This window comes from Actinokineospora alba (assembly GCF_004362515.1).
GTDB classification, from domain to species: Bacteria; Actinomycetota; Actinomycetes; order Mycobacteriales; family Pseudonocardiaceae; genus Actinokineospora; species Actinokineospora alba.
Genome location: NZ_SNXU01000001.1, coordinates 6579790 through 6605827 on the forward strand (window position 1 = coordinate 6579790; position 26038 = coordinate 6605827).

23 protein-coding genes are annotated in these 26038 nt (G+C 69.8%); 9 read left to right on the plus strand and 14 right to left on the minus strand.

The annotated features are described in order from the left end of the window. Positions 1 to 2: 2 nt before the first annotated feature. Positions 3 to 551: an MOSC domain-containing protein gene (locus C8E96_RS29700; protein ID WP_091377531.1), complete on the minus strand. Its 549-nt coding sequence runs from the start codon at positions 549 to 551 to the stop codon at positions 3 to 5. A 186-nt stretch (positions 552 to 737) separates the two neighbouring features. Between C8E96_RS29700 and C8E96_RS33590 the strand changes: the two genes are divergently transcribed. Together C8E96_RS33590 and C8E96_RS29705 are read left to right on the plus strand one after the other, a co-directional pair. Beyond that, on the plus strand, positions 738 to 878 hold the full coding sequence (locus tag C8E96_RS33590; RefSeq protein ID WP_166658158.1) for a hypothetical protein: 141 nt from the start codon (positions 738 to 740) through the stop codon (positions 876 to 878). Between the two features lie 56 nt (positions 879 to 934). Next, positions 935 to 1270 (plus strand): STAS domain-containing protein, encoded by a 336-nt coding sequence (locus C8E96_RS29705; RefSeq protein WP_166658159.1) that lies wholly within the window; start codon positions 935 to 937, stop codon positions 1268 to 1270. A gap of 332 nt (positions 1271 to 1602) precedes the next feature. On the opposite strand, the gene C8E96_RS29710 is transcribed toward C8E96_RS29705, so the two are convergent. The 7 genes from C8E96_RS29710 to C8E96_RS29740 all read right to left on the minus strand — a co-directional run bounded on the left by C8E96_RS29710 (position 1603) and on the right by C8E96_RS29740 (position 10504). Beyond that, the gene (locus C8E96_RS29710) at positions 1603 to 4158 is read right to left on the minus strand and encodes a phosphocholine-specific phospholipase C (protein ID WP_091377524.1); all 2556 of its coding nucleotides are present in this window, start codon (positions 4156 to 4158) and stop codon (positions 1603 to 1605) included. A 41-nt stretch (positions 4159 to 4199) separates the two neighbouring features. Further along, positions 4200 to 5447: a haloacid dehalogenase-like hydrolase gene (locus tag C8E96_RS29715; protein ID WP_091377521.1), complete on the minus strand. Its 1248-nt coding sequence runs from the start codon at positions 5445 to 5447 to the stop codon at positions 4200 to 4202. Positions 5448 to 5588: 141 nt separating this feature from the next. Beyond that, positions 5589 to 6296: a FadR/GntR family transcriptional regulator gene (locus C8E96_RS29720; RefSeq protein WP_091377518.1), complete on the minus strand. Its 708-nt coding sequence runs from the start codon at positions 6294 to 6296 to the stop codon at positions 5589 to 5591. An 8-nt stretch (positions 6297 to 6304) separates the two neighbouring features. Continuing rightward, positions 6305 to 7069: a 3-oxoacyl-ACP reductase gene (locus C8E96_RS29725; RefSeq protein ID WP_091377516.1), complete on the minus strand. Its 765-nt coding sequence runs from the start codon at positions 7067 to 7069 to the stop codon at positions 6305 to 6307. A 6-nt stretch (positions 7070 to 7075) separates the two neighbouring features. Further along, a complete protein-coding gene (locus C8E96_RS29730; protein WP_091377513.1) occupies positions 7076 to 8443 on the minus strand; it encodes an aldehyde dehydrogenase family protein in 1368 nt (455 codons plus the stop codon). Next, positions 8440 to 9159, minus strand: coding sequence for a gamma-glutamyl-gamma-aminobutyrate hydrolase family protein (locus tag C8E96_RS29735; protein WP_091377511.1), 720 nt, complete (start codon positions 9157 to 9159; stop codon positions 8440 to 8442). Before C8E96_RS29735 ends, C8E96_RS29730 begins: the two co-directional genes overlap by 4 nt. After that, positions 9140 to 10504 carry a glutamine synthetase family protein gene (locus C8E96_RS29740; RefSeq protein WP_228770003.1) on the minus strand — a complete coding sequence of 455 codons (1365 nt, stop codon included), beginning with the start codon at positions 10502 to 10504 and terminating at the stop codon, positions 9140 to 9142. Before C8E96_RS29740 ends, C8E96_RS29735 begins: the two co-directional genes overlap by 20 nt. Before the next feature lie 182 nt (positions 10505 to 10686). On the opposite strand from C8E96_RS29740, the gene eat reads away from it, so the two are divergent. Beyond that, a complete protein-coding gene (eat, locus tag C8E96_RS29745; protein WP_228770002.1) occupies positions 10687 to 12150 on the plus strand; it encodes an ethanolamine permease in 1464 nt (487 codons plus the stop codon). Positions 12151 to 12155: 5 nt separating this feature from the next. Here the strand turns inward: eat and C8E96_RS29750 are convergent, their stop codons facing one another. Continuing rightward, positions 12156 to 12698, minus strand: a complete 543-nt coding sequence (locus C8E96_RS29750; RefSeq protein WP_133794872.1) for a hypothetical protein — start codon at positions 12696 to 12698, stop codon at positions 12156 to 12158. 258 nt (positions 12699 to 12956) lie between these two features. On the opposite strand from C8E96_RS29750, the gene C8E96_RS29755 reads away from it, so the two are divergent. Both C8E96_RS29755 and C8E96_RS29760 read left to right on the plus strand, forming a co-directional pair. Continuing rightward, complete coding sequence (locus C8E96_RS29755) at positions 12957 to 13697, plus strand: carbonic anhydrase family protein (RefSeq protein ID WP_133794874.1); 741 nt, start codon at positions 12957 to 12959, stop codon at positions 13695 to 13697. 140 nt (positions 13698 to 13837) lie between these two features. Continuing rightward, positions 13838 to 14554, plus strand: coding sequence for a hypothetical protein (locus C8E96_RS29760; RefSeq protein WP_133794876.1), 717 nt, complete (start codon positions 13838 to 13840; stop codon positions 14552 to 14554). A 4-nt stretch (positions 14555 to 14558) separates the two neighbouring features. Here C8E96_RS29760 and C8E96_RS29765 read toward each other — a convergent pair whose 3' ends face one another. Both C8E96_RS29765 and C8E96_RS29770 read right to left on the minus strand, forming a co-directional pair. Further along, positions 14559 to 14969 carry a nuclear transport factor 2 family protein gene (locus C8E96_RS29765; protein ID WP_091377498.1) on the minus strand — a complete coding sequence of 137 codons (411 nt, stop codon included), beginning with the start codon at positions 14967 to 14969 and terminating at the stop codon, positions 14559 to 14561. Positions 14970 to 15062: 93 nt separating this feature from the next. After that, positions 15063 to 15476, minus strand: a complete 414-nt coding sequence (locus C8E96_RS29770) for a VOC family protein (RefSeq protein ID WP_091377495.1) — start codon at positions 15474 to 15476, stop codon at positions 15063 to 15065. Between the two features lie 59 nt (positions 15477 to 15535). Here C8E96_RS29770 and C8E96_RS29775 point away from each other — a divergent pair, with 59 nt between their 5' ends. Further along, positions 15536 to 16183 carry a TetR/AcrR family transcriptional regulator gene (locus C8E96_RS29775; RefSeq protein ID WP_166658160.1) on the plus strand — a complete coding sequence of 216 codons (648 nt, stop codon included), beginning with the start codon at positions 15536 to 15538 and terminating at the stop codon, positions 16181 to 16183. Here the strand turns inward: C8E96_RS29775 and C8E96_RS29780 are convergent. After that, a complete protein-coding gene (locus C8E96_RS29780; RefSeq protein ID WP_091377488.1) occupies positions 16180 to 17190 on the minus strand; it encodes an AraC family transcriptional regulator in 1011 nt (336 codons plus the stop codon). The genes C8E96_RS29775 and C8E96_RS29780 overlap by 4 nt on opposite strands. A gap of 44 nt (positions 17191 to 17234) precedes the next feature. Between C8E96_RS29780 and C8E96_RS29785 the strand changes: the two genes are divergently transcribed. Beyond that, positions 17235 to 17489: a DUF4242 domain-containing protein gene (locus tag C8E96_RS29785; protein ID WP_133794877.1), complete on the plus strand. Its 255-nt coding sequence runs from the start codon at positions 17235 to 17237 to the stop codon at positions 17487 to 17489. Positions 17490 to 17551: 62 nt separating this feature from the next. Here the strand turns inward: C8E96_RS29785 and C8E96_RS29790 are convergent, their stop codons facing one another. Further along, positions 17552 to 18661: a PIG-L family deacetylase gene (locus tag C8E96_RS29790; protein ID WP_091377485.1), complete on the minus strand. Its 1110-nt coding sequence runs from the start codon at positions 18659 to 18661 to the stop codon at positions 17552 to 17554. Between the two features lie 87 nt (positions 18662 to 18748). Between C8E96_RS29790 and C8E96_RS29795 the strand changes: the two genes are divergently transcribed. Then, positions 18749 to 19687: a flavoprotein gene (locus tag C8E96_RS29795; RefSeq protein WP_091377482.1), complete on the plus strand. Its 939-nt coding sequence runs from the start codon at positions 18749 to 18751 to the stop codon at positions 19685 to 19687. Between the two features lie 289 nt (positions 19688 to 19976). Here the strand turns inward: C8E96_RS29795 and C8E96_RS29800 are convergent, their stop codons facing one another. Next, a complete protein-coding gene (locus C8E96_RS29800; protein ID WP_166658161.1) occupies positions 19977 to 21602 on the minus strand; it encodes a patatin-like phospholipase family protein in 1626 nt (541 codons plus the stop codon). Positions 21603 to 21631: 29 nt separating this feature from the next. Between C8E96_RS29800 and C8E96_RS29805 the strand changes: the two genes are divergently transcribed. After that, positions 21632 to 25615, plus strand: coding sequence for a non-ribosomal peptide synthetase (locus C8E96_RS29805; RefSeq protein ID WP_091377476.1), 3984 nt, complete (start codon positions 21632 to 21634; stop codon positions 25613 to 25615). Positions 25616 to 26038 lie beyond the last annotated feature (423 nt).

Here is a 26038-nt window from a genome sequence, read left to right on the forward strand (position 1 = left end):
GGCTACACCCGTTCGAGCGGCAGATGCGGCGGCGGGGGCGGCTCGACCTGGATCGGGTCGCCCGCCTCGATCCGGCCGCCGTGCCGCACGATGGCCATGATCCCCGATTTGCGCACCAGGCGACCGTCGGCGCCCAGGTAGGCGACCTGCTTGAGCAGTCCGGGCTGGAATACGTTGATCTGGGCGCACGGGTTGCGCAACCCGGTCACCTCGACCACGGCGTCGGCGCCGAGCCGCAGGATCGTGTGCCGGGGCAGGCCCAGCAGATCGATCCCACGGGTGGTGACGTTCTCCCCGAGCTGCCCGGGGTCGACCCGAAAGCCGTCGCGGGCCAACTCCTCGAACAGTTCCTCGTGGATGAGGTGGACTTGGCGCAGGTTGGGCTGGGTCGGATCGACGGCGACCCGCGATCGGTGTTGGACCGTCACTCCCGCGTGCGCGTCACCCTCGACCCCGAGCCCGGCGAGCAGGGTGATAGATGGGATGACCGGCTTGCTGAAGCGGTGCCCACCATCCCGACAGACAGCGACGACCGTGCCGAGGTCAGACACCCGAGTGACTCCTTTGGTCGCTTCACCGTGGACCTCCAGGATGCCCGACCCGACGAACCGGTCGGGTTAACCCATTCGGCCTAATTCAGGAGAGGCGTGGCAGAACCGCGTCACAGTCGCGGGGTTCGCGACTTCCACAGGTGAGACCGGGAGTAACACCCGGACCTGACGAAGGGGTGAACCCTGATGACCTCGACCGAGCTGCTGACCAGCCCTGAAGCGCCCACCGCCGAAACCGCACCCAGCGGACGAGACGAGTCGGGGTGGACCCCCCTGTTCGACGCACTGTGCGCCGAACTGGGCCATCCGATCGGAACTCCCGCATGACGCCCACGCGGTCAGCGTGGCCCACCCGGGGGCGAACGGCAGGAAGGACGCGACAGGTGGACGTACAGACCTGGCGACACCCCGGTGGCGTCGTCCTCGTGGTGACCGGCGAACTCGACCTGGGCACCGCCCCGCGCTTCGAGGAAGCACTCGAACAGGCGCAGCGAGCCGAGTCCGACCGGGTGGTGCTGGACCTGACGGCGGTGACGTTCCTGGGCTCGTCCGGGCTGAGCGCTCTGGTGCGCGCGAACGCGCGGAGCGCGGGGAACGGCCTGGGTGTGGTGATGACCGCGGACACCTCGATCCGCAGACCACTGGAGGTGACCGGCCTGGACACCGTGCTGCCGCTGTACGAAACGGTCGACGCGGCATTCGACGCAAGGCCACTATGACTTGGGCACCCACTCACCCACCCACCCACCCAAGATGAGCCCATCAACACCACTGCAGCTTCGGGTGGTTGGGCTTTATTCGGGGCGGAGATGGCCCTACCCTCGCGGGGGCGGGGCTTCCCTTTCCCCACGCTCTTGACCCGCAGGGCCATCTCAGGGGTCCCCGAATCAAGCCCAACCACCCGAAGGTGCACACCACCCAAGCCCGGTGTGGATCAGCCCAACCACCCGAAGGTGCACCACCCACAAAGCCCTGGGTCCGGAAGGCGAACGGGGTGCACACCGAAGCGCGCACCCCGTCCACAGCGGTCGTCAGTATCCGAAGGGAAAGCTCAGTATCCGAGAGGGAACAGCTCAGCCGCCGAAGCCCACGGCCCCCGCCCACCCGCCTCACTCAACACCCGTACCCGCACATACCGAGCCGACGTCGGCCAGAACCGCACAGTTTTGGTAGTCGCGTCGTCCGGGAAAGAACCTGAGGTGACCTTGGACCAGACCGTCCCATCCGTGCTGAGCTCGACCTCGTAGCCACCGAAGCGCCCGTTTGCGCCGCCATCCTGACGGGGCACGTAGGTCAGTCCGGTGACGGTCCGCGCGCTGCCGATGTCCAGCCGGATCTCGTGTGGCGGCTGCGCGGGCGACGCCGACCACCGCGTGTGCCAGATCGTCGACGTGGTGCCGTCCACGGCGTTGCGGGCCGCGCCGTTCTCCCCCGCCGTCTCCTCGCTGCTGACGTAGGAGACCACTGTGGACAGTCGGCCGGAGCCCATCACCGGGTCGCTCTTGCTCGCCGTCCCCGTCTCCACGTGTCCCGCGAACCTCCGCAGGAAGCCGTCGGTGGTGTCCGCGGTGGCCGTCAGGTCGTACCAGTAGTCGGTTCCGGCCACCGAGAAGAAGTCCTCGACCACAGCGTTCACCGCGACCGGGTAGGTCCACGGCCCGCCCGACCGGTTGCCCGCGACGACCTTGACCACGCACGCCGCGGAACCGGTGTTGGTCATCCGCAGGTACACCCGGCCCTCGGCGGGCGCGTACCGCAAGGTGACCTCCGGGTTGGCCTTGCCCGCCGACGTCGCGGTGACCCGGTTGCCCGCGAACCGCCGGACGAACCCGTTCGGGCCGTACGCCGTCAGGTCGTAGGCCCCCGTCGGCGTGCCCGCGGTGAACGAGTCGGACAGCGACTTGCCCGCCTCCACCGTGTACCGCCAGGGTCCATCGGTGCGGAACCGGTTGGCATAGACGGAGAAGTGCGCGCCCGCGGTCCCGTTGTTGACGAAAGCGAAGGCCACCGAGCCCGCGGTCACCGTCGAGTTGACGGCAAGGTTGTAGGGCAGCGGCCGGGCTGGCCGGACGCCGGGCTCCTGCAACGGGAACGCCTGCGTCGACGGCGGGGTGCGGAACGTGCCGCGCGGTCCGCTGGACGGCGCGGGCACCGGCAGTGTCGGGTAGGTGGGCACGGCGGTGTTCAAGTCCAAAGTGGACGTGAGGTCACCGCACACCGCGCGCCGCCACGGGGTGATGTTCGGCTCGGCCACGCCGGTGATCCGCTCCAGGAACTTGAGCACCGAGGTGTGGTCGAACACCTCGGAACACACGTAGCCGCCCCGACTCCACGGCGAGACGACGAGCAACGGCACCCGCGCGCCGAGGCCGATCGGGGCGCCCAGCGCGATCTCGTCGGCGAACGCCACAGTCGACTTGCCGTCCGAGCCGTCGCCGACCACCGGCGGCGCGGGCGCGGGCATGTGGTCGAAGAAGCCGTCGTTCTCGTCGTAGTTCAGGATGAAGACGGTCTTGTTCCACATCGTCTGGTTCGACGCGAGGACGTCGAGCAGCTTGCTGGTGAGCACGGCCCCGTTGGCGGGCCCGTTGGTCGAGTGCTCGCTTTCAGCGGTATTGGGCACGAGCCAGGAGACCTTGGGCAGTGTGCCGCGGTCGACGTCGGCCTTGAACGCCGCGAGCAGGCCGCCGCTGCGTTCGCGCCGCAACGCGCCGTCGTAGAGCGCGCGCTCGGTGGGCGTCAGCGTGGCCACACCTTCCGCCAGCTGGGCGAGCATGGTGTTCTGGGTCGTGCTCGACGCCGCGCGGAGCGCGTCGTAGAACGCCTCCACCTTCTTGTAGCCGGTCTTGGCCAGCGCCTTCAGCGCGACGTCCACAAAGGTCTTGAAGTATTCCAAGGAGTTGTCGGTGAAGTTGTCCCACTCCTGGTAGACCCGCCAGGAGATGCCCGCGGTCCGCAGCCGCTCGGCGTAGGTGGTCCAGGTGTAGCCGGTGTGGTTCGCGTTGCCGTAGGGCGCGTTGCCGGTCGCCCGCGTGGTGGAGCCGGGTTCGTAGCCGATCATCCCGCTGAACAGGTGGTTGCGGTTGGGGTTGGTCGGGCCCATCTCCGAGCAGTGGTAGGCGTCGCAGATGGTGAACGCCTCGGAGAGCGCGTAGTAGAACGGCAGGTGCTCACGCCGGTAACCCGACATCGTGTTGGTCTGCTTGTGGGGCACCCAGGCGTCGTTGCGGCCCTTGTTCCACGCGGCGTGGCCGTCCGACCAGTTGTGCGGGGTTCCGGCCATGTGGTAGTCGCTGACCGCGTAGGGCAGGACGTATCCGTTGGGATGGCCCACTTTCAGGTCGGTGGTCACCGCGGCGGGCTGGTGGAAAACCGAGCGGCCGGTCGAGAGCGTGAGGGCGTTAGGGTCGTTGAAGCCGCGGATACCGCGCAGCGAACCGTAGTAGTGGTCGAACGAGCGGTTCTCCTGCATCAGGATCACCACGTGTTCGATCAGTTCGAGCCCGCCGGTCGGCGCGGCGGCGGCCATCGCGGTGCGCACGCTCAGCGGCAGCAGGGAGAATGCCGCTGCGCCCGCGCCCAGTCCTAAGAAACTACGGCGATCCATGATCTTCCTATCTGCAGGGGTGACAGGGAAGAAGACCGTCCCTAGTGGACGGTGTCGAGCTGGTCGGGGATCACGTGTCCGGCGTCGTCGACAACCGGCACAGGAGTGCCCGCGGCGTCGGTCGCACCCGTGGTGGCACAGGGATAGGGCTTCGCCTGCGCGGGTTTGGACTGGATGAACATCGGGTTGACGATCCAGCGGCCGTCGAGGTCGTGGTAGGCGTGGCACATCAGCTCGGTCTTGTTCCGGTTGATCACCAGGCGCAGCGCGGTGGCGTCGCGGACGAACGTGAGGTCGGTCGTCGAGTCGCCCGCGGCGAACACCGGCCGCTTGTCGTCGGCCTGTCGCTCGAACGCCTTGGCGCCGCGCACGCCGTAGATCTCCTGGTTGACCCAGCAGCGTTTGCCGTCAAGGTAGGTGATCACACTGTCCGCGCCGTCGGGCACGTCGCCGCACCCGGTCAGCCGGTGGGTGAGCACGCCCGCCCGCGTGACCGAGCGGATGCCGACGACCCGGTTCGCCGCGACGCCGACGCCCGCGGCCCACACCTCGACCACGTCCTGCGGTGACGCGGAGACAACCCAGACGTCGAAACCGTTGCGCCGCAACGTCCGGAGCAGATCACGCTGCTGGTCGTAGTAGCGCACCCAGCCCGTCACCCGCTGGGTGCCGACAAGCTGGGTGGCCCCCACCGGAGCCGCCAGATTCTCCCGCCGCGCGGCCGCGGCGAACCCACGGACCTGGGCGGGCGTCCACCCGGCCAGCAGCTGAGGGAGCCAGGCGTAGGCCGGTTCCATCCGCCGGTGGTCGAAGCCCGCGAACGCGGACGCGCCCGCGGTGGTCGCCGCCGTGGAGTAGACGGCCAGGATCTCGTCGGCGCACCGCGTGTCAGTGCTGGTGGGCAATGGCTTGCCGGGCGCGACGGTGCCACACGCCGCCCGCAGAGCTGTCGCGGCGGCGGGTGTCAGGTACCGGCTGGTGGCGGCCCAGTCGGCGGGTTGGCGCACGACGTCGTTGCGCAGCGCCCAGAACAGGGTGGCGTCGCCGACGTCGTTGCGGATCACGGTGTTGTCCCAGTCGAACACGGCGACCGGAGGCCGCCCAGGGCTGCCGCAACGGCCGTGCTCGGCGATCATGGCGTCGAGCCGCTGGCGGTTCTCGCCGTACCAGGCCTGGCCCGGGTCGAGGGTGGCGCACGCGGGGGGCGCGGCGGCGACGGACGGGGTCGGCGCCCAGCTCAGCGCACCGACCACAAGGGCCGTAATGGGGATGAGGAGCGGTACTCGCATGAGCAGTCCTTCCAGGGTTTAATGGATCAAATGTGACCCATTAGACTCGCCTGGACAGGAAGCTTGACGCACAAAGATGAGCGCGTCAAGGCTCAAATAGCCGAAAACCAACCATTACACGCAACTTCGCGCACTCGACACTCAGCGGAGGAAACCGCGCAGCAGCGACGCCGTGCCCTCGGTGTGCTCGGCCATCGCCTGGCGCGCGGTCGCCGGGTCGCCGCCGAGGATGGCGTCGACGATCGTCGCGTGCTGGGTGTTGGAGTGGTCCAGGTTCGGCTGCAGCAGGGGGATGCGGTCGAGGAGGGCGTCCACCCGCATCCGCACGTCGGCCACCGCGCTGGTGAGCGACGTCGAGCCGCTGGACTCCGCGATCGCCAGGTGCAGCCGGGCGTCGCGGCGGCGGTAGTCGTCCAGGTCGGCCACCGAGGCCTCGGTGAGCGCGTCCTTGAGGTGGCGCCGCTCGTCGGGCGTGAGCGAGCGCATCGCGGCCTGTTCGGCGGTCCCGGTCTCGAGCACGTGCCGCAGGCAGAGCACGTCCTCCAGCTCTTCGGCGTCGATGATCCCGTCGCCGGCGGGTTTCGGGGGCAGCACCGCGTTGACGAAGGTGCCGCCGTAGCGACCGCGGCGCGACTCGACGTAGCCCGCGTCGGACAGCGCGCGGATCGCCTCGCGCACGGTCACCCGGCTGACCCCGAGGCGTTCGGACAGCTCGCGCTCGGGCGGGAGCCGGCCGCCTGCCTCGACGACGCCGAGGCGGACGGCCTGGAGCAGGCGTTCCACGGTCTCTTCGAACGCGTTCCCCGCACGGACCGGTCGGAAGAGTGCCGCACTCGCCTGCACACTCATCTGCTCTCCTACACCGGGGTCACGTATGCGCCTGAGATCCCACCATCCACAAGGAACTGGGACGCGGTGATGAACGACGCGTCGTCACTGGCAAGGAATGCTACCGCAGCGGCGATCTCGCCGGGTTCGGCGAAGCGCCCGACCGGCACGTGCACCAGCCTGCGCGCGGCCCGCTCCGGGTCCTTGGCGAACAGTTCCCGCAGCAGCGGCGTGTTCACCGGACCCGGACACAGGGCGTTGACCCGGATGCCCTCGCGGGCGAACTGCACACCCAACTCCCGGCTCATCGCCAGCACCCCGCCCTTGGACGCGGTGTAGGAGATCTGCGAGGTGGCCGCGCCCATCACCGCCACGAACGACGCGGTGTTGACGATGGACCCCTTCCCCTGCCGCTGCATGTGCGGGATCGCGTACTTGCAGCACAGGTACACCGAGGTCAGATTGACCTGCTGGACCCGCTGCCAGGCGTCGAGCCCGGTAGTGAGGATCGAGTCGTCGTCGGGCGGGGAGATGCCCGCGTTGTTGAACGCCACGTCGACCGAGCCGAACTCAGCGACCGCCGTGTCGAACAGCGACCGCACCTGCTCCTCGTCGGTCACGTCCGTGTGCACGAACAGGCCGCCGACCTCGTCGGCCACCGCCTTGCCCGCCGCGTCGGACACATCCGCCACCACGATCGTGGCGCCCTCGTCGGCCAGCCGGTGCGCCGTGGCCAGTCCCACGCCGCTCGCGCCGCCGGTGATGACCGCCACCCTGCCCTCGAAACGTCGCATAGCCGATCATCCCTCCGTGTCGATGAAGACGTTCTTGGTCTCGGTGAACGCCGCGAGGGCGTCCGGGCCGAGTTCCCGGCCGAGGCCGGACTGCTTGAAGCCGCCGAACGGTGTCCAGTACCGCACCGACGAATGCGAGTTGACCGACAGGTTCCCGGCCTCGACCGCCCGGGACACCCGCAGCGCGCGGCCGACATCGCGGGTCCAGATCGAGGCGGACAGGCCGTAGTCGGTGTCGTTGGCCATGGCGATCGCGTCGGCCTCGTCGGCGAACGGGAGCACGGCGACGATGGGCCCGAAGATCTCGTCCGCGGCCAGCGGGTCGCGCACGCCCGACGGGGTGACCACGGTCGGCGGGAACCAGTAGCCCGGCCCGTCGGGGGCCTTGCCCTGGAAGGCGATCGGGGCGCCTTCGGGCAGGTATGACCGCACCTTCGCCCGGTGCCCGTGGGAGATCAGCGGGCCCATCTCGGTCTTCTCGTCGCCGGGGTCGCCGACGACGACGCCGAGCACGGCGGGTTCGAGCAGTTCCATGAACCGGTCGTAGACCGACTTCTGCACCAGGATGCGCGACCGGGCGCAGCAGTCCTGGCCCGCGTTGTCGAACACCCCGTACGGCGCCGCCGCCGCGGCCTTCTCCAGGTCGGCGTCGGCGAAGACGATGTTCGCGTTCTTCCCGCCCAGTTCCAGCGTCACCCGCTTCACCTGGTCCGCGCAGCCCGCCATGATCTGCTTTCCGACCTCTGTGGACCCGGTGAAGACCACCTTGCGCACCAACGGATGCGTGACGAACCGCTGCCCGACCACCGAACCCTTGCCGGGCAAGACCTGGAACACGTCCTCAGGAATCCCGGCTTGGTGCGCCAACTCCGCCAGTCGCACCGCGGTCAGCGGGGTGAGTTCGGCGGGCTTGAGCACGACTGTGTTGCCCGCCGCGAGCGCTGGCGCGAAACCCCAGGACGCAATCGGCATCGGGAAGTTCCACGGCACGATCACGCCGACCACGCCCAGCGGCTCGGCGAAGGTGAGGTCCACTCCCCCGGGCACCGGGATCTGCCTGCCGGTGAGCCGCTCCGGGGCCGCCGCGTAGTAGTGCAGCACGTCGCGAACGTTGCCCGCCTCCCAGCGCGCGTTGCCGATCGTGTGCCCGGCGTTCAACACCTCTAGCCGGGCAAGGTTCTCCAGGTCGGCGTCGACCGCGTCGGCGAAGCGACGCAGCAACCGCGCCCGGTCTCCCGGCGCGACCGCCCGCCAGGCCGGGAACGCTTTGGCCGCGCGGGCGATCGCGGCGTCGGTCTCCTCGGCCGTGACCAGCCGGACCGAGTCCACGACCTGTTCGGTGGCCGGGTTGATCACGTCGAACGTGGCTGTCATGCCCTCTCCTCGCGGTGGCGGCGCGCGGCGGCGACCAGGGCCGCGAAGAGCCGCACATCATCGGACTGTTGCTCGGGGTGCCACTGCACGCCGAGGACGAACTGGTCGCCGGGTCGCTCGACAGCCTCGACCGTGCCGTCCTCGGCCCAACCGGCCGCGCGCAGTTCCGGGCCGAGCGTGGCGATCGCCTGGTGGTGGTAGCAGTGCGCGGTCGTGTGCGCGCCGAGGATCGCGGCGGCCCGGCTGCCCTCGGCGAGCCGGACCTCGCACTTGCCGAAGGTCGCGGTCGCGGGCTGGTGGTCGGCCGTGCCGGTCACCTCCGGCAGGTGCTGGGTCAGCGTCCCGCCGAGCGCGACGTTGAGCACCTGCATGCCCCGGCAGACGCCGAGGACGGGCACGCCCGCCGCCATCGCGGCGTCGAGCAGGGCGAACTCGAAGGCGTCGCGGCCCGGCCTGCTGACGGTCGTCCCGTGCGGGGACGCGCCGTAGCGCGCCGGGTCGACGTCGGCGCCACCGGTGAGGACGAGGCCGTCGACGATCCCGGCCAGGTCCGGCACACCGATGGGCGGCAACAGGACCGGCACGCCGCACGCCGCCACCGTCGCGTCGACATACTCGCGGTGCAGGACGGCGGACTCGGTGTCCCACACGCCGAACCGGGCAGGCTCAAGGTATGCGGTGAGCCCGATGACGGGCCTAGAGGCGTTCGAAGGCACGGACCTTCTCCCAGTCGGTCACCGCGGCGTCGTAGGCGGTCACTTCGACCTTGGCCGCGTTGAGGTAGTGCTCGACCACATCGTCGCCGAAGGCGAGCCGGGCGGCTTTGCTGTTCGCCAGCACCTCGGCCGCTTCCCGCAGCGTCGTGGGCACAGTGGGCCTGCCCGAGGTGTAGGCGTTGCCGGTCAGCGCGGGCTCCAGCGGCAGTTCGTTGTCGATGCCGTGCAGCCCGGCCGCGATCATCGCCGCCACCGCGAGATACGGGTTGACGTCGCCGCCCGGCACCCGGTTCTCCACCCGCAGCGACTCGCCGTGCCCGACCACGCGCAGCGCGCAGGTGCGGTTGTCCACCCCCCAGGCGATCGCGGTGGGCGCGAAACTCCCCGGCACATAACGCTTGTAGGAGTTGATGTTGGGCGCGTAGAAGTAGGTGAACTCGCGCAGGCAGGCCAGTTGGCCTGCGAGGAAGTGCTCCATCAGCGGCGAGAAGCCCGCTTCGGACTCACCGGCGAGTACGGCCTCGCCGTCGGTGGCGCGCAGGCTCAGGTGGATATGACAGGAGTTGCCTTCGCGCTGGTCGTACTTGGCCATGAAGGTCAGGCTCTTGCCCTCCTGGGCCGCGATCTCCTTCGCGCCGGTCTTGTAGATGCTGTGATTGTCGCAAGTGGACAGCGCGTCGGTGTAGCGGAACGCGATCTCGTGCTGGCCGGGCGCGCATTCGCCCTTGGCCGACTCCACATACATCCCGGCGGCGGTCATCTCGTTGCGGATGCGGCGCAGCAGCGGCTCGACGCGGCCGGTCCCGATCATCGAGTAGTCGACGTTGTACTGGTTCGACGGCGTCAGGTCGCGGTAGCCGCGCTGCCAGGCCTGCTCGTAGGTGTCGTCGAAGACGACGAACTCCAGTTCGGTGCCGACATAGGCGCCCAGGCCGCGCTCGGCGAGCCGGTCGAGCTGGCGGCGCAGCACCTGCCGGGGCGACGGCGCGACGTCGCCGCCGCCGACCCACTCGACGTCGGCGAGGACCAGGGCGGTGCCCTCCTGCCAGGGAACCAGGCGCAGGGTGTCCAGGTCGGGCCGCAGGACGCAGTCGCCGTATCCCCTTTCCCACGAGGAGATCTCGAAACCGTCGACGGTGTTCATGTCGACGTCCACCGCCAGCAGGTAGTTGCAGGCCTCGGTGGCGTGCGGGACGACCTCGGCGAGGAAGTACTCCGCCCCGCACCGCTTGCCCTGCAGTCGGCCCTGCATGTCGGTGATCGCCACCAGCACGGTGTCGACCGTGCCCGCGTCGACCAGCGCCCGCAGCTCCGCCACGGTGAGCATGCCCTTGCGTCGCCCCATCGCCGTCCACCTCCCGCTCGTTCAATGGAGCATTTGTAGCCCATTAAACCTTGGGTGTCCACAGCCGGTTCTGGTCAAAACGGGTTCGCGCAGTAACACTTGACAAGAACGTGAGAGCGGCGGAACCTCTAGCACACTTTAAAGGACCGCCCACGGCCCATTGACCCATCTCGGGAGGCACCGTGTCCGTGCACCGGAACCGCGAGCACGTCGAATACAGCGAAGTCGACGCGGACTATCTGCGGCAGCGGCAGCTCAAACGGGGAGCCGCGGGGTGGCTGCTGCTGGCCGGACTCGGGGTCTCCTATGTCATCTCCGGCGACTTCGCCGGCTGGAACTTCGGCCTGGCCAAGGGCGGCTGGGGCGGGCTGCTCATCGCGACCGTGCTGATGGCGGTCATGTACGGCTGCATGGTGTTCGGGCTCGCGGAGATGTCCTCGGCCCTGCCCGTCGCGGGCGCGGGATACGGCTTCGCGCGCCGCGCGCTCGGCCCGCTCGGCGGGTTCGCGACTGGTGTGGCCATTCTGATCGAGTACTCGATAGCCCCGGCCGCCATCGCGGTGTTCATCGGCGGCTACGTCGAGGCGCTCGGGTTGTTCGGGCTGACGAACAGCTGGCCGGTGTACCTGGCGTGCTACCTGATCTTCATCGGCATCCACCTGCGTGGCGTCGGCGAGGCGCTGCGGGTGATGTTCGCGATCACCGCGGTCGCGGTTGTGGCGCTGGTGGCCTTCGTGGTCGGCATGGTGCCGAAGTTCGACGCGGGCAAGCTGCTCGACATCCCCGCCACCGACGCGTTCGGCGCCAGCGCCTTCCTGCCGTTCGGTATCACCGGTGTGCTGGCCGCGCTCGTCTACGGCATCTGGTTCTTCCTTGCGGTGGAAGGGGTCCCGCTCGCCGCGGAGGAGGCGCGCGACCCGAAGCGGGACATGCCGCGCGGCATCATCGCCGCGATGGGCGCGCTGACCGTGTTCGCCGCGCTGATCCTGCTGGTCGCCCCCGGCGGCTCCGGCTCGGCCGCGATCGCCAACTCGAACAACCCGTTGGTGGACTCGGTGAAGCTCGCCTACGGCGGGCAGAACGCGCTGAGCCAGATCATCAACTACGTCGGCCTCGCGGGCCTGGTCGCCAGCTTCTTCTCCATCATCTACGCGTACTCACGCCAGCTGTTCGCCCTGTCCCGGGCGGGTTACGTGCCGCGCTGGCTGTCGAAGACGGGCTCGCGCAAGACCCCGGTGCTCGCCCTGATCGTTCCCGGCACCATCGGCTTCGTCCTGGCCACCGTCCTGGCCGCGAAGGACCCGGCGGCCGCGGGCGCGCTGCTCATCAACATCGCCGTCTTCGGCGCCACGGTGTCCTATGTCCTGCTGAACCTGTCCCACATCGTCCTGCGCAAGCGCGAACCGGACCTGGAGCGGCCGTACCGCACGCCCGGCGGCGCCATCACCACCGGCGTGGCCTTGGTGCTCGCGGTGGCCGCGGTGGTCGCCACCTTCCTGGTCGACCTGGTCGCCGCCGCGATCACCGGCGGCATCTTCCTCGCCGCCCTTGCTTACTTCTGGTTCTACAGCCGCCACCGCCTGGTCGCGAACGCACCCGAGGAGGAGTTCGCCGCGATCAAGCGCGCCGAAGCCGAACTGAGCTGAGCTAGTCAGCAAGCTGGGGGTAGCCAGGCCGGGTCGGTGACGACCTGGTCTGGCGCCACCGTCATGACGTTGGGGTCCTGTGGCGTTCCCACGCCGAAGCTGAACCCGACCAGGGCGCCCGCGCACGTGCGCACCGCGCCCGGTCCGCCGTCGGTCATCGCGCCGCGCCAGGAGAGCGGGTCGACGCCGACCCGCCACACCTTCCAGTACGGCTGACCGTCGGCGTGCCCGGCACACGGGTCGGACGCCGGCAGCCCGTCGACACGGCAGACGTAGTCGTTGTCCTGATACGCGCCGAGCTGCTGACCGGCGTGCACCGGCACTCCCGCGCCTTCGAGGGCGGCTCGCGCGTCGCCATGGTGGCCGTGGGCGCAGCGGACGACGACCTCCGGGCGACCCGCGCCGGTGAGGTCGACCGCGACGGTGACCCCATCACTCCCGTCGCACGGTCCCGGTGTCCACACCGGACCCGCCGTCGCCGCCTGGGTCGTCGAGGCGACCGCGGACACGGCAAGGGCGAGGGCGGCGAGATGACTACGTAGGGACACGGTCCGAACGTATGGGCATCGTCCCCGTGGCGCAGGCCCAGCGGCGTGATCAACCGGAAAGTAGTCCAAATCACCCTATATAGCGGCGCGAATTCAGCCTGTTTGCCGGATTCGACGGCATATGCCCGTTTCCAGGAACTTGCGAATGGGTTAACACAGGTCAAAGATCGAGCTCATTCTCTTGTGCGTCATCCACCTGGGTGATCACTCCGGACGGGCGTATCGACGCCCGTCCGGGACCCGAAAGGTTCTGAGCCCGTGGCACGTCGTGGCCTCATCATCGTTCCTCTCGTGCTCGCCGCAACCATGGTCACCGCCACCGGCGGGGCCGCGCACTCGCGGGAGCCAACCCAAAGCCCGATCGACGTCACCTTCGACGCGATCAGATTCGACCCCGCCCAGCCCAAGCTCTCGGTCTCCTACGGGCGCACGGATGTGGAGCTGGAGTACGTCCGCAAGGACCTGTCCAGCCCGACCGGATGCGCCACGCGCCATGCGGAGGAGACCGAGGAAGCCGCGGTCGAACCGGGTTCGGGACACGTCACGCTGGCAGGCGTGCGCTACGACCTGGTCCAGTTCCACTTCCACACGCCCGCCGAGCACCGCGTCGGCGGACGAGCGGATCCGCTCGAGATGCACCTGGTCCACCGCTCCGCCGATGGCAAGCTGGTGGTCATCGGGGTGCCGCTGCGCCCGGGCGCGCGGTCCACTGTCGACACGGTGTTGTCCAGACTGGCGCCGGAATGCGGCGAACCGGTCGACGTGCCCGACATCGATCTCGCAACCCTGCTGCCCGCCAACCGCCTCATGCTGGGCTACACCGGTTCGCTCACCACCGCGCCGTTCACCGAAGGGGTGCGGTGGTACCTGACGACGCCCCTGACCGTGTCGCCGGCGACGATCGCGCGCTTTCAGGGGATGTTCACCAGTGGCAACGCCCGGTCGGTGCAGCCGCTCAATGGCCGAAACCTGGTGCTGACTCCGCGACTCGGCGGCTGAGCGGCACTTGGCCGTTCCGCCGACGCGTCCCGCGTTCGGCCGGTACGCTCGCCTCCGCGTCGATGCCGCTATGTCGGTCGCTGGGGATGACACGCGCAGCTGGGATGTCTCCACGTCCGGTCACCAGATTGGAGCTGTTCGTGGGTTTCCCTCGATCCGTGTTGTCCCTGGCCGTGATCGCCTCGACCGTGCTGGTGGCGGGCTGCCAAAGCGGCGGCGACACCGGAACAGGCGCCACACCCGAGCAGCGGGCTGACCAGTCCACTGGGAAGCCCGCCGAGCCCGCCGAGCCCGCCGCGGACATCGAGGTGGTCGAGACGGGTGCGGCGACCGGCCGGATGTTCGCCGTGGTGCGCAACAACGAGTCCCGCGTCGTGGTGGCCCGACTCGAGTTCCACCCGGTGGACGCGGCGGGCGCTCCCGTTTCCGCGATCGGGGATTCCGCGGTCGTGGTGCTGCCCGCGTCGAGCACGATCCCGGTGGCCATGGATCTCGGCTCGAAGGTGCCCGCCAAGGTCACCGTCGACCTCAAACCGACCGACGCGAAGGTGAAGCCCGCGGGCGACGGCGATTTCGCGGACAAGTCGGCGACGCTCACCGGCGACGGCACCCGGACGCCGTGGCAGGTGAAGACCTCGTTCACGAACGGCTACGCCGAAGCCATCGAGAACCATTTCTCCGTGCTGATCTGCCGAGACGCAGCGAGCAAAGTGGTCGCGGCGGTGACCTGGGGCTTTTCCGCTGCCCCTGGTGAAACGGTCACCAAGGACCACGACTTCCAGTACGGCGTGATGGAAATCAAGGGGACGCCCACGAAGTGCGAGGTGTTTCCCCGGCTCGCGGCCGACTTCGAGTAACCACTCAGGTTGCTTGCCGGGGTGTGTCGAGCGCGTCGCCGTGTCGGTGCACGACTTTCCACTCGCCGTCTTCCCGGCGGTAGATCTGGGTGGCGCGGAGCGTGTACTTGGAGAGTTCGCCGTTGGTGAGGCACTCGATGTGCTCGTACCCGACGGTGTACGCCAGATCGCCGACCACGTCGGCGGCGAGCAGCTCGAACTCATAGGACTGGGCTCCCGAGAAGCGCTCGGCGAGCCAGTCGAACGTGGCGTCCACCTCCGCGCGACCGACGGCCACCCACGCGGCCCCGAGAATGCTGACCGGCTCCCGGCGCGACCAGATCTCGCGCCGGGGGTCCGCGTCGCCGTCGTGGACGGCGATCTCGGCGGCGCGCAGCCGCGTGTTCACCCACTTGAGGAATTCCGGATCGTCCATTGTGGCCTCTCAGGGGAGCCGATCGGGTGATTCAGGACCCACAACCAGGGTAGCGACGCTGAGCCTGCCGGGCAGCGCGTCGGCGTGGACAGCTCAGGCGCCATTCGGCAGTTCGAGGGGCACGGTGTAGAACCGGATCTCGTGTCCGTCCGGGTCGTGCGCACCCAGAAGGACCCAGCCGACCGGCGTGCGGTGCACGCCGTCGTGCGTCTCCCCCATCGACGTCAGATGGTCCGCCAGCGCGTCGATGGCGTCTTTGCCGGGGACGCCGATCGCGAAGTAGTCGAACCCCGCAGCCGCCGCGGCTCGCGCCGGGTCGAGTCGGATCGCCATGCCAGGCCCGCCGTTGGGGTGGCCCATGGCGATTCCCATGAGGACGCCGTCCTCCACGAACTCGGTCATCGTCGCGTAGCCGAGGCGGCTCTCGTACCACGCCAGCGACCGCTGGATGTCGGTGACGGGCAGCTTGAGGTGGTGAATGCCGTCGAGCAGCGGGGCCTGCGCCATGGTCGCCTCCTTGGACCTAAATGCAGTGACACTGCACTTATGCAGTTATGCTGCATCTCATGGCTGAGACTGTCAAGAAGGACCTCCGGGCGGCCCGCCGGGCCGAGACCGAGGCCCGGGTGGTGGCGGCGGCGACCGAGCTGTTCCTCGAACAGGGCTACGCGGCGACCACCCTGGCGGAGGTGACGCGGCGAGCCGGACTCGCCGAGCGCACGGTCTACGTCCGGTTCGCGACCAAGGCCGCGGTGCTCGTCCGCTGCCTTGAGGTGGCGATCGCGGGCGGGCCCGAGCGGGTCGCGGTCGCCGAGAGCGACTCGTTCGCCGCGGCGATGTCCGCGCCGAGCGTCGAGAAGCGGGTCCGGGCGATGGCCGAGCTCAGCGGCGAGCTGATGGAGCGCACCGGGCCGCTGTTGGCGGTCGCGCGGCAGGCCGAGGCCACCGAGGCCGTCATCGCCGAGATGGCGCGCGCCGGACGCGACGACACCCGCCGCGCGCTGACCGGCTTCGTCCGGGCGATGGCCGCCGACGGCTTGCTGCCCCCCGACCGCGACCTCGACTGGCTCGCCGAAACGGTCGCGGTCACCGGCCAGGCCGAGACCTACCTCCTCCTCGCGGGCACGACCGGCTGGACCGCCGCCGCCTACCGCGACTGGCTCACCACGACCTGGTCCCATCTCCTCGGCCAACCCTCGACACCGCGGGGCTAACCGCTCGTGCGCCACACACTCGGGGCGTAGCCGTGCCTGCGCTTGAAGGCGCGGCTGAACGCCTCCTCCGACTCGTATCCGACGCGCCGGGCGATCGTCGCGACCCCGAGGTCGGACCCGGCGAGCAGGTCCTCGGCGACGTGCATCCGCCAGCCGGTGAGGTACCGGATCGGCGCGATGCCAAGAACCTCCCGGAACCGCTCGTCGAGCACAGTGGCCGACACGCGGGCGATCCGGGCAAGGTCGGCGACCGTCCACTTGCGCTCAGGTGACTCGTGGATCGCGGCCAGCGGCGGCGCGAGCACCGGGTCGCGCAGGGCCGCCATCCAGCCGGTCGGGGCCGCGGGCGCGCCCGCCAGGTGCAGTTTCAGCACCTCGCGCAACAACACCTCGGGCAGCTCCGGCGGCGCCGCGATGCGGTGCGCCGTGACCGGGGAGGTCTGGTCGGCGGCGTACTCGATGCTCGCGCGCACCCAGTCCCGGGCCCGCCCCTGCGGCGGGCGGACCACGAACACCGGCGGGAAAGCGCGCAGCCGCGGGTCGAACAGGGGGTCGTCGCAGGCGAGGTACCCGCACACCAGGTCGGTGCGCTCACCGCCGCGCCCGTGTCGGATCACCGGCATGCTCGCCCACGGCGGCGGGTCGATCAGGGTCAGCACCGAGACCGGCTCGACCTCGGTGGCCCCACCCATCCGGTGCTCGTCGCCGTAGGGCAGCACGATCACGTCGCCCGCCTCGGCCCAGTGCCGGTCGTGCCCGGCCTCGATCCAGCACCGCCCGCGGGCGACGACGTGGAACAGGATCACCCGCGGACTCCCCGGGTGCAGCAGCGACGCGGCGTCGCGGGCGGGCAGCGATTCGTAGCTCCAGCCCTCGGTGTACTCCCCGCGCAGGAAAATCGCGCCCCGCAGCCGCAGCCGAGCGAGCGCGTCGGCCGAAGCCACCACGGCGGCGTCCCGGTCAGGTACGGCGGGCGCGCGGTCATGGGTCTGGGTGCGACCCCGCATGAGACTCATGGTGACAGAACGGCATCCCGACACAAGGAGGAGAAATGCCCCTCTTCATGGACGTCCACGAACAGCTCCCCGACGGCGCCTCGGCGTCCGACGTGGCGGGCGCGCACAAGGCCGATCTCGAGACCCAGGCCCAGTACGGCGTCAACTACAAGAGCTACTGGGTCGACGACGTGAACGGCAAGGTGTTCTGCCTCGTCGAGGCGCCGGACGCGGAATCCGCGGTCCGGGTGCACCGTGAGGCCCACGGCCTGGTGGCCGACCACATCTACGAGGTGGTCGAGGGCAGCTGACCCGCCCGACCACGACTGCGGCGGCCACGAGCGAACGGGCCGCCGCTGTCGTATCGCGATTCCTAGCCTGCGAAGAGATCGGTCTCCGGCTCGACCGGCGGGTGCACCCGGATGAAGTACTCGCGGCCCAGCATCTCCCGCGCGATCGCGGGCGGAAACATCCCGGGCTCGATCGGGTATTGCGTGCGGTGCGCCGCGATGGCGGCGAGTTTGCGGTCGACGTGGTCGGAGACGTCGATGACCGTGGTGGCCCCGGAGAGGTCGAGTCCGTTCCCACCGGCGAAGGCAGGCAAGCCCGCCCCCGCGCCGCGACCGCCGAACAGGGTCGGGGAGCCGGGTGAGAACACCAGGCAGGTGACGCTGTCCTTGGCGACCACTGTCGCCGTGCGGGCGCTTCCCTGCGCGAGCGCGACCTCGCCGAAGAACTGGCCCTGCCGCATGGCGCGCAGGTGCTCGACAACCCCGTCGGGTTGCTCCTGCAGCACGTCGACCTCACCGGAGAGGATCAGGTAGAGGCTGCTCGGCTGCTCTCCCTGCTCCACGATCGCCGTGCCCGCCGGGAACCACCCCACCTCGATGTGGTCGCCCGCGAAGCCCATCGTCGTCGATTCACGGGTGAACAGGGAGAACGCGCGGACGAAGTCGCCTTGGCCCTGGAACCGGAAGTCGAACTCCCGCAGCCAGTGCGCGAGCCGGTCGAGCAGCAACAGCCTGCTGCGCGGGAAGTGGCTGTGGAACAGCCGTGGCGCGGCACCACCCAACCGGGCCACCGCCTCGGTGGTTGCGACGCCGATCGCCTGGTGGTCCGGGTGCCCGTAGCCGCCGTCGGCGCCGAAGGTGATGACCGCGTCCGGGGCGAACTCGGAGATCAGGCCGGACACCTCGCCGGTCAGCTGCTCGGCGTCGACGTCCGCCAGCGTTCCGTCCACATAGTCCAGCAGGCGCACCCGCCCGACACCGAGTTCGGCGCACGCGGCCCGCAGTTCACGTTCCCGGGCCTCGGCGATCGTGCGCCGGGTGGCCGCGGCGGCGTCGCGGATCTGGCCCGCCTCGCCGCGGGTGGCGGACACGACGACGGCGTCGCCACCCGCCGCGGTGTGTCGGGCGAACGTGCCGCCCGCGCAGAACACCTCGTCGTCGGGGTGGGCGAACACGCCGAGCAGCCGCCTCATCCGCACCCACCTCAGCTCGACTCGGGGTTTGACCGTCCCGGGCGTATCGTCACCCAACAGCAGTCACCTCGCTCGCGGGAGGCACCCGTGGATCCCGAGAAGTTCTATCTGCGCCATCCGGCGACGGCCGCGGTCGGCTCGAAGAACACCTTCCTGCTCCGCGACGCCACCACCCAATCAGTGGTCACCACCGACGACCCACCCGCGCTCTCACGGATGCTGCAACTGCTCGCCACCCCGCTCTCGGGCCGAGACCTGCTGAACCACCTCGACGGCGAGGCCCAAGGCGCGCGCTCGGCGGTGGAGGCCCTGCTGGCTGACGGAATGCTGCACGAGGCCGACACCCCGGAAACCCTGCTGGCCCTACGCGACGAGGTGTTCGGCGACAACCAGGGCTACTGCTTCCAACCCGGCCCGGTGCGCTGCCGCCACCTCGTCCTCGCGATGACCGGCAGCGTGGTCGCCGGGCTGATGGGGCCGGTGATCCTGAGCCTGGCGTACTCCCGGTTCCACGAGCGGATCGACCTGATCGTCACCGAGTCGGCGAAGGCGTTCGTCCAGCCGGAGATGTACGAGTACTACGGCATCCGAACCTTCACCGACCCCTTCGAACGGCGTGAGGGAATGACCGTCCCGCATATCGGCTTGGCGAAGTCGGCCGACCTGATCGCCGTAGTCCCGGCAAGCGCGCGGTCAATAGCACGACTGGCAGCGGCGGAATGCTCCGACCTGCTTTCCTTGGTGGCGGCGGCGACGACCGCACCCATCGTGGTCGCCCCGACGATGAACACCGCGATGTGGGACAACCAGGGCGTCCGCCGCAACGTCGACCGCCTACGCGCGGACGGCATCTACGTCATCGAACCAACGATCTTCTTCGAGGCAGCCGAACTGGCCAAAGGAGTACCCCCGGCCTACGGCATGGCAGGCACCTTCTGGGGCGGCCCAGAAGGCCTGATGCGCACCCTCACAGCAGTCCTGGACCTGCACAAAGCACCGAACCATGCGATCGAGCAGCCCGTGTAACCCCCCACAGAACGCAACGAGCCAAGACCAACGGCCTGTTTGGGTGTGACGACCCGTCATCCCGACCACCCCCGACCACCCCGATTCGTGAGGGGCCCATCCCGACGGCCTGTTTGGGTGGTTCGCCTTGATTTGGGGTTGAAATGGGCCAAACTCGCGGCGCGGGTGGGCCCTTCATGCCCCACCTTTTTGACCCGCGCGGCCCATTTCAAAGGGGTCCCCAAATCAAGGCGAACCACCCAAACAGGCACCCGCCCACAAGCCCGCCACAGCCGGCGAACAGGCCCAGCTAAAGCAGCCCAGCCAACCCGGGCAAAGCCGATTCAGCAGAACGCCGCCCAGCATCGACAATCTCCCCCATCCGCCGAAAGTCGAACATCCCCATCGTGTCCAACCCCGGCGTGATCAACGTATGCGCGAGAAGCCGCCCAGAAGCGGCCCGCTGCCAACTCGCCAACACCATCGCCCGAGCGATCGTGTCCACCGCGGTCGGCACCGTCTCATCACCAGGAACAGGCTGGAACGGCCGCATCACGTCCACCGCCACCACCGGCCCCTCCCCATCCGAAGCCATCACCCCGATGGGCAGGTTGTCCAGCACCCCACCGTCGATATGCAGCCGCCCATCCACCCACGCGGGCGGCGCCACCCCAGGCAGCCGCACCGACAACCCGATCGCGTCCACGAACCGCCCCCGCCGGTGCACCACCACCTCCGCCCCCACCAGATCGACGCTGACAGCGAAGAACGACCGCCGCTGCGCCTCGATCGCCAAATCCCCGAACACCCGCTCCAGCATCGCGGCCCCCCGCTTCGCCCGGATCAGCCCGTAACGCGAAACCGTGTAGTCGCTGAACGGCTTCCGCTCGACCAACTCATGCCGAACCACCCGCAGCATCTCGTCGATGTCGAGCCCCACCGCCACCAACCCGGCCATGAGCGCGCCCATGCTGGTCCCGCCGACCCGGTCGATTCGCGCCCCCGCCCGCAGCAACACGTCGATCACCCCGAGGTGGGCGAGACCGCGGGCGCCGCCACCGGACAGCACGAGCCCAAGAGCACGTCCCGACACCCGTCGGGCAAGCCGTGCGATGTCCGAATGCGACGCCGGGTCCACCAGGTGGTGCGCGGCCGGCTCGATGGCGTCCAACCAGCCCGCCAGCCCGGCGGTCCCGAGGGCCACCAGGTGCGCCCCGGGCAGCGTGGTGGGCACCGGATCGGACGCCGCCGGATCGACCACGACCAGCGCTCGATCGGTCTGTCGAGCGCAGAACTCCCACCACGGGCCCGCACGCCGGGCCGCGACCAGCAGCACCACCTCGTGCGCGGCTTCCAGCGCGTCCAGCCGCTCGCCCCAGGACTCCCGCGGTTCGCCGCCGTCGACGCGGGCGACCGTGGCGTGCCGGGCCAGCTCCACCGTCAGCCGGTCGGCGAGGCCGAGCACGACGGACTCGGGAAGCTCCTGCACCGTCAGCAGCGACAGCACGGTGCTCGACTGTGGCCTGGCGACCGGCACGTCCCCGCGCCGCAGCCGGGCGCCGAGCTCATGGATGAGCGCGCGGGAGAACGCGGGTTCGGTGTCGAGCAGGCGGTCGAACTCCGCGCGGTGCAGGGCCAGCAGGTCGCTGTCGCGGCGGGCCCGCACGGAGGCGGTCCGCACGCCGCCCGAGAGCAGGGCCAGTTCGCCGAACGCCTCGCCGCGGCCGTGAACCCGGACGATCTCGTCGTCCACCAGGACTTCCAGCCTGCCCGACCGTACGATGTAGAGCGTTTCACCGCGGTCGCCCTGCCGGAAGAGCAGCTCGCCCGCCCCGACCGCGACCGTCTCCGCGGCCTGCGCCACCTGGGTCAGCAGGTCGACGGGGAGAGCGCCGAACAGCGGTACGCCGCCCAGTAACGCGACATCGTCGTCCATCGACTTCATAGTGCCGGAAGGGACGCACTATGGCCTCGTTTCCGCTCTCGCACAACCAGCTGTCGGTCTGGTATCTCCACGCTTTCGCGCCCGACAGCTCGGCCTACCACGTCCAGTTCTGCGCCCGCATCACCTCGCCGCTCGACGTCGACCGGCTGGCCGCCGCACTGGACACACTGGTCGAGCACTCACCGATGCTGCGCACGACCATCAGCGCCGAATCGGGCACGCCGCTGCAGACCGTCCACGAACACTGGCCGGTGACCCTGGAACGGCACGACACGGCGGGACTGTCCGATGAGGAACTGCGGGAGCGGCTCAACGCCGACTACGAGCGCCCGTTCGACCTCGCCGCGCACCCCGGCTTCCGCGCGTCGCTCTACGAGCGGGGTCCTGGTGACAACACGCTGCTGCTGACGTGGCACCACGCGTTCATGGACGGCGGGTCGCTGCACCCGCTGCTCGACCGGCTCACCCGGGCCTACGCCGGGCAGCCGCTCGCCCCCGCGTCCGGGGAGTACACCGACTTCGTCGGCTGGCAACGCGACCTGATGGACAGTGCGGAGGGACAGCGGCAGCGGGCGTTCTGGGAGGAGACGCTCGGCGCCGCCCCGCCGGTGCTGGACCTGCCGCCGGACAAGCAGCGGCCCCCGGTGCAGTCGCTGCGCGGCGACTCGGTGCCGTTCACCGTCGACGCCGAGACCACCCGGGCGCTGTCCGCGCTGGCCCGGGCCGAGGGCTCCAGCATGTTCCGGGTGGTCCTCGCGGCCTGTCACCTGGCGCTGTTCCGGGCCACCGAGCAGCAGGACATCCTCATCGGCGCACCGGTCGCGGGCCGCACCAGCCCCGAGTTCGCCGACGTCATCGGGCACTTCGTCAACATGATCGTGGTGCGCGGCGACCTGTCCGGCGAGCCCACCTTCCGTGAGCTGCTGCGCCGGGTGGACGCCGCGGTGCGCGCGGCGATGTCCAACCAGGACTACCCGTTCGCCGCCCTGGTCGAGCGGCTGCAGCCGACCCGCGACGCCAGCCGGTCGCCGCTGTTCCAGGTCGCCCTGGTCTTCCAGCGGATGCCGATCGAGGAACTGGCGCACTTCGCGCTGCGCGCGCCCGGCCGGGCCGGGTTCGAGCTCAACGGCACGCGCTTCGAGCCGACCGGGCTGAGCCAGCAGCAGGGGGCGTTCGACATCTCCCTGGTCATGGCCCGCTCCGGCGAGGAACTGATCGGGGAGCTGAAGTACGGCTCCGACCTGTTCGAGCGGCGCACCGGGGAGCGGATGGCCTTCCTGCTGGGCAGCATGCTGCGCCAGATCGTCGCCGACCCGGACCGGCCGGTGAACCGGATCCCGCTGCTCGACGCCGCGCAGCAGCACCAGCTGGTCGAGGGCTGGAATGACACCGTCCGACCGGTCCGCACCGACGCCTGCCTGCACCAGCTCTTCGAGGAGCAGGTCGTGCGGACCCCGGACGCTCCCGCCGTGGTGTGCGGCGACCGGCAGCTGAGCTACGCCGAGCTGGACGCCGAGGCGAACCGGATCGCCCACCACCTGCGTTCGCGGGGCGTGGGCAGGCACGGTCTGGTGGGTGTCTATTTGGAACGGTCACTGGAGATGGTGGCCGCACTGCTCGGGGTGCTCAAGGCGGGGGCGGGGTACATCCCGCTGGAGACCTCGCACCCGTTGGCGCGCACCGACGTCATCCTGTCCTCGTTGCCGGTGTCGTGCACCCTCACCCAGGCCCGGCTGGTGCCGAAACTGCAGGACCTCGCCGCCCCTGCGCTCAAACACCTCATCTGCGTCGACGCCCCGGCGCCCTCGTCGGACGGGCCGCGCACGGTCGCCGGGACCGACGACCTGGCCTTGTCGGACCCTGGAGCTTTGGCGAACGTGTCCGAGCCGGGGGACACGGCGTACATCATCTTCACCTCCGGCTCGACCGGGACGCCGAAGGGCGTGGAGGTGGCGCACCAGCCGGGGGTGAACCTGATCGACTGGGTCAACCGCACCTACGAAGTCGGCGGGGACGACCGGATCCTGCAGGTGACCTCGCTGTGCTTCGACTTGTCGGTCTACGACATCTTCGGCGGGTTGGCGGCGGGCGCGTCCCTGCTGATCGCGACGTCGGACGACCTGCGGGACCCGCGCAGGCTCCTCGCGCTGCTCACCGAGCAGCCGGTGACGTTCTGGAACTCCGCGCCGCCCGCGTTGCAGCAACTGGTGTCGTTCCTGCCGGACCGCGCGCCCGAGGCGAAGCTGCGACTCGTGTTCCTCTCCGGCGACTGGATTCCGCTGCCGCTGCCCGACGGGATCCGCGCGGTGTTCCCGCGGGCGCACGTGGTGAGCCTGGGCGGGGCGACCGAGGCGACGGTGTGGTCGAACTACTACGACATCGGCGAGATCGAGCGGCGCTGGGTGTCCATTCCGTACGGCAGACCCATTCAGAACGCGCGCTACTACGTCCTCGACGCGCAGGGAATCCCTTGCCCGGTAGGCATTCCGGGTGAGCTGTACATCGGCGGCGACGTCTTGGCGAAGGGGTACGTCAACGATCCCGTGCTGACCGCGGGCAAATTCGTGCCCGACCCCTTCCGCCCGGGCGGGCGGATGTACCGCACCGGAGACCGGGCCCGGTTCTACAGCGACAGCAACATCGAGTTCCTGGGGCGCAAGGACTTCCAGGTCAAGATCCGCGGCTACCGGATCGAACTCGGCGAGATCGAGTCGGTCCTGCTGCAACACGACGGCATCGCCGAGTGTCTCGTCCTCGCCCGCGACGACGCCGGACCGGAGCGGGTGCTCGTCGCCTACGCCGTGGCCGCCGGGCCGTTGAACCCCAGCGAGGTGCGCGCGTTCGTCGCCGAGAAACTGCCGAGTTACATGGTCCCCGCTCACGTCGTGGTCCTCGACGCGATGCCGATGACCGCCAACGGCAAGATCGACCGCAAAGCCCTACCCCCACCCGACCGCAAACGCGAGGCGTCCGCGGCGTTCGTCGAACCCCGCGACGAGGCCGAGCGGCTGATCGCCCGAACCTGGGCCGCGGTGCTCGGCCTCGACCGCATCGGCGCTTCGGACAACTTCTTCGAACTCGGCGGCCACTCGCTGCAGGCGGTCGAGATCGCGCGGGCGTTGGAGGAGGCGTTGGGGATGCGGTTGCCGCTGTCGGTGCTGTTGACCGCGCCCACAGTCGCCGAACTGGCCGCGCAACTGGCGGGCCCGCGGACGGCGTCGCTGGTGGTGCCGCTGCGGGAGGGGTCGGGGAAGACCCTGTTCTGCTTCCACCCGGCAGGCGGTGAGGTGCTGCCGTACCGGGCGGCTGTCGACCAGCTGCCCGCCGAATGGTCGGTCCTCGGCATCCAGTCTCAGGCGCTCACCGGAATCCCGGAACACCCGACCTTGGACGCGATGGCCGATGCGTACGCGGAGGTCCTGGTGGCGGCTCAGCCCAGCGGGGCATTCGTGCTCGCGGGCTGGTCGATGGGCGGAGTCATCGCGCACGCCGTCGCCGCCCGCCTCCGCGCGACGGAACGTGACGTCGCGTTCGTCGCCCTGATCGACGCCACCCTGCCCGGCAGTCACCCGGAACTCAAGCGGCATCCGATGTGGCTGTTGTCCACCGCCTTCGGGCCGCTCGCACCGGTGTTCGCGGAGACCGGCTCGTGGGAGGCGGCTGTCGAGGAGGTGCTGTCCCTTCCGGCGGAGGAACGCCCCGGGGCGGCGTTGCGGATGGCGGTGGAGCGGGGGCTGGTTCCGGAGGGCAGCACGTTGTCGGCGTTCGATGTTGCCCGGGAGGTGGGGGAAGTCCATACGCGGTTGTTGTTGGCACACAAGCCTTCTGTTGTTGATGTGCCGCTAAGTGTGTTGTGGGCTCAGGACTCTCTTGTCGACGGCGAACCTCCTACGGACTGGGGATGCTGGACGACGGCGGCTGTGGAGACGCGGGTCGTGCCGGGTAACCATTACACCGTGCTGCGATCGCCGTTGGCTCTGTCGGTCGTTGGGATGGGGCCGTGATGGCGGGCCGCGGGTGGGTGCCTGTTTGGGTGGTTCGCCTTGATTTGGGGCCCCTCGAAATGGGGCTGCGCGGGCAAAGAGGGTGGGGAGGTGAAGCCCACCCGCGCCGAAAGTTTAGCCCCATTTCCCCCAAATCAAGGCGAACCACCCAAACAGGCCGTTGGGATCTGCCCGTCACCTTCCGGCCGAAGACGGTCACTCTCCCAAGCCGACCGCCCCAACCCACCACCACCAACCGTTGGGACCCACCCGTCACCTTCCAGCCGAAGACGGTCACTCTCCCAAGCCGCCCGCCCCAACCCACCACCACCAACCGTTGGGACCCACCCGCCGAATGCGGCCCACGAACCACTCCACCCCAACCGGTGGTGGCCCAGCACTCCCCCGAGTCGATCACCGGGCCGATCAACAGGCGGATCCGCT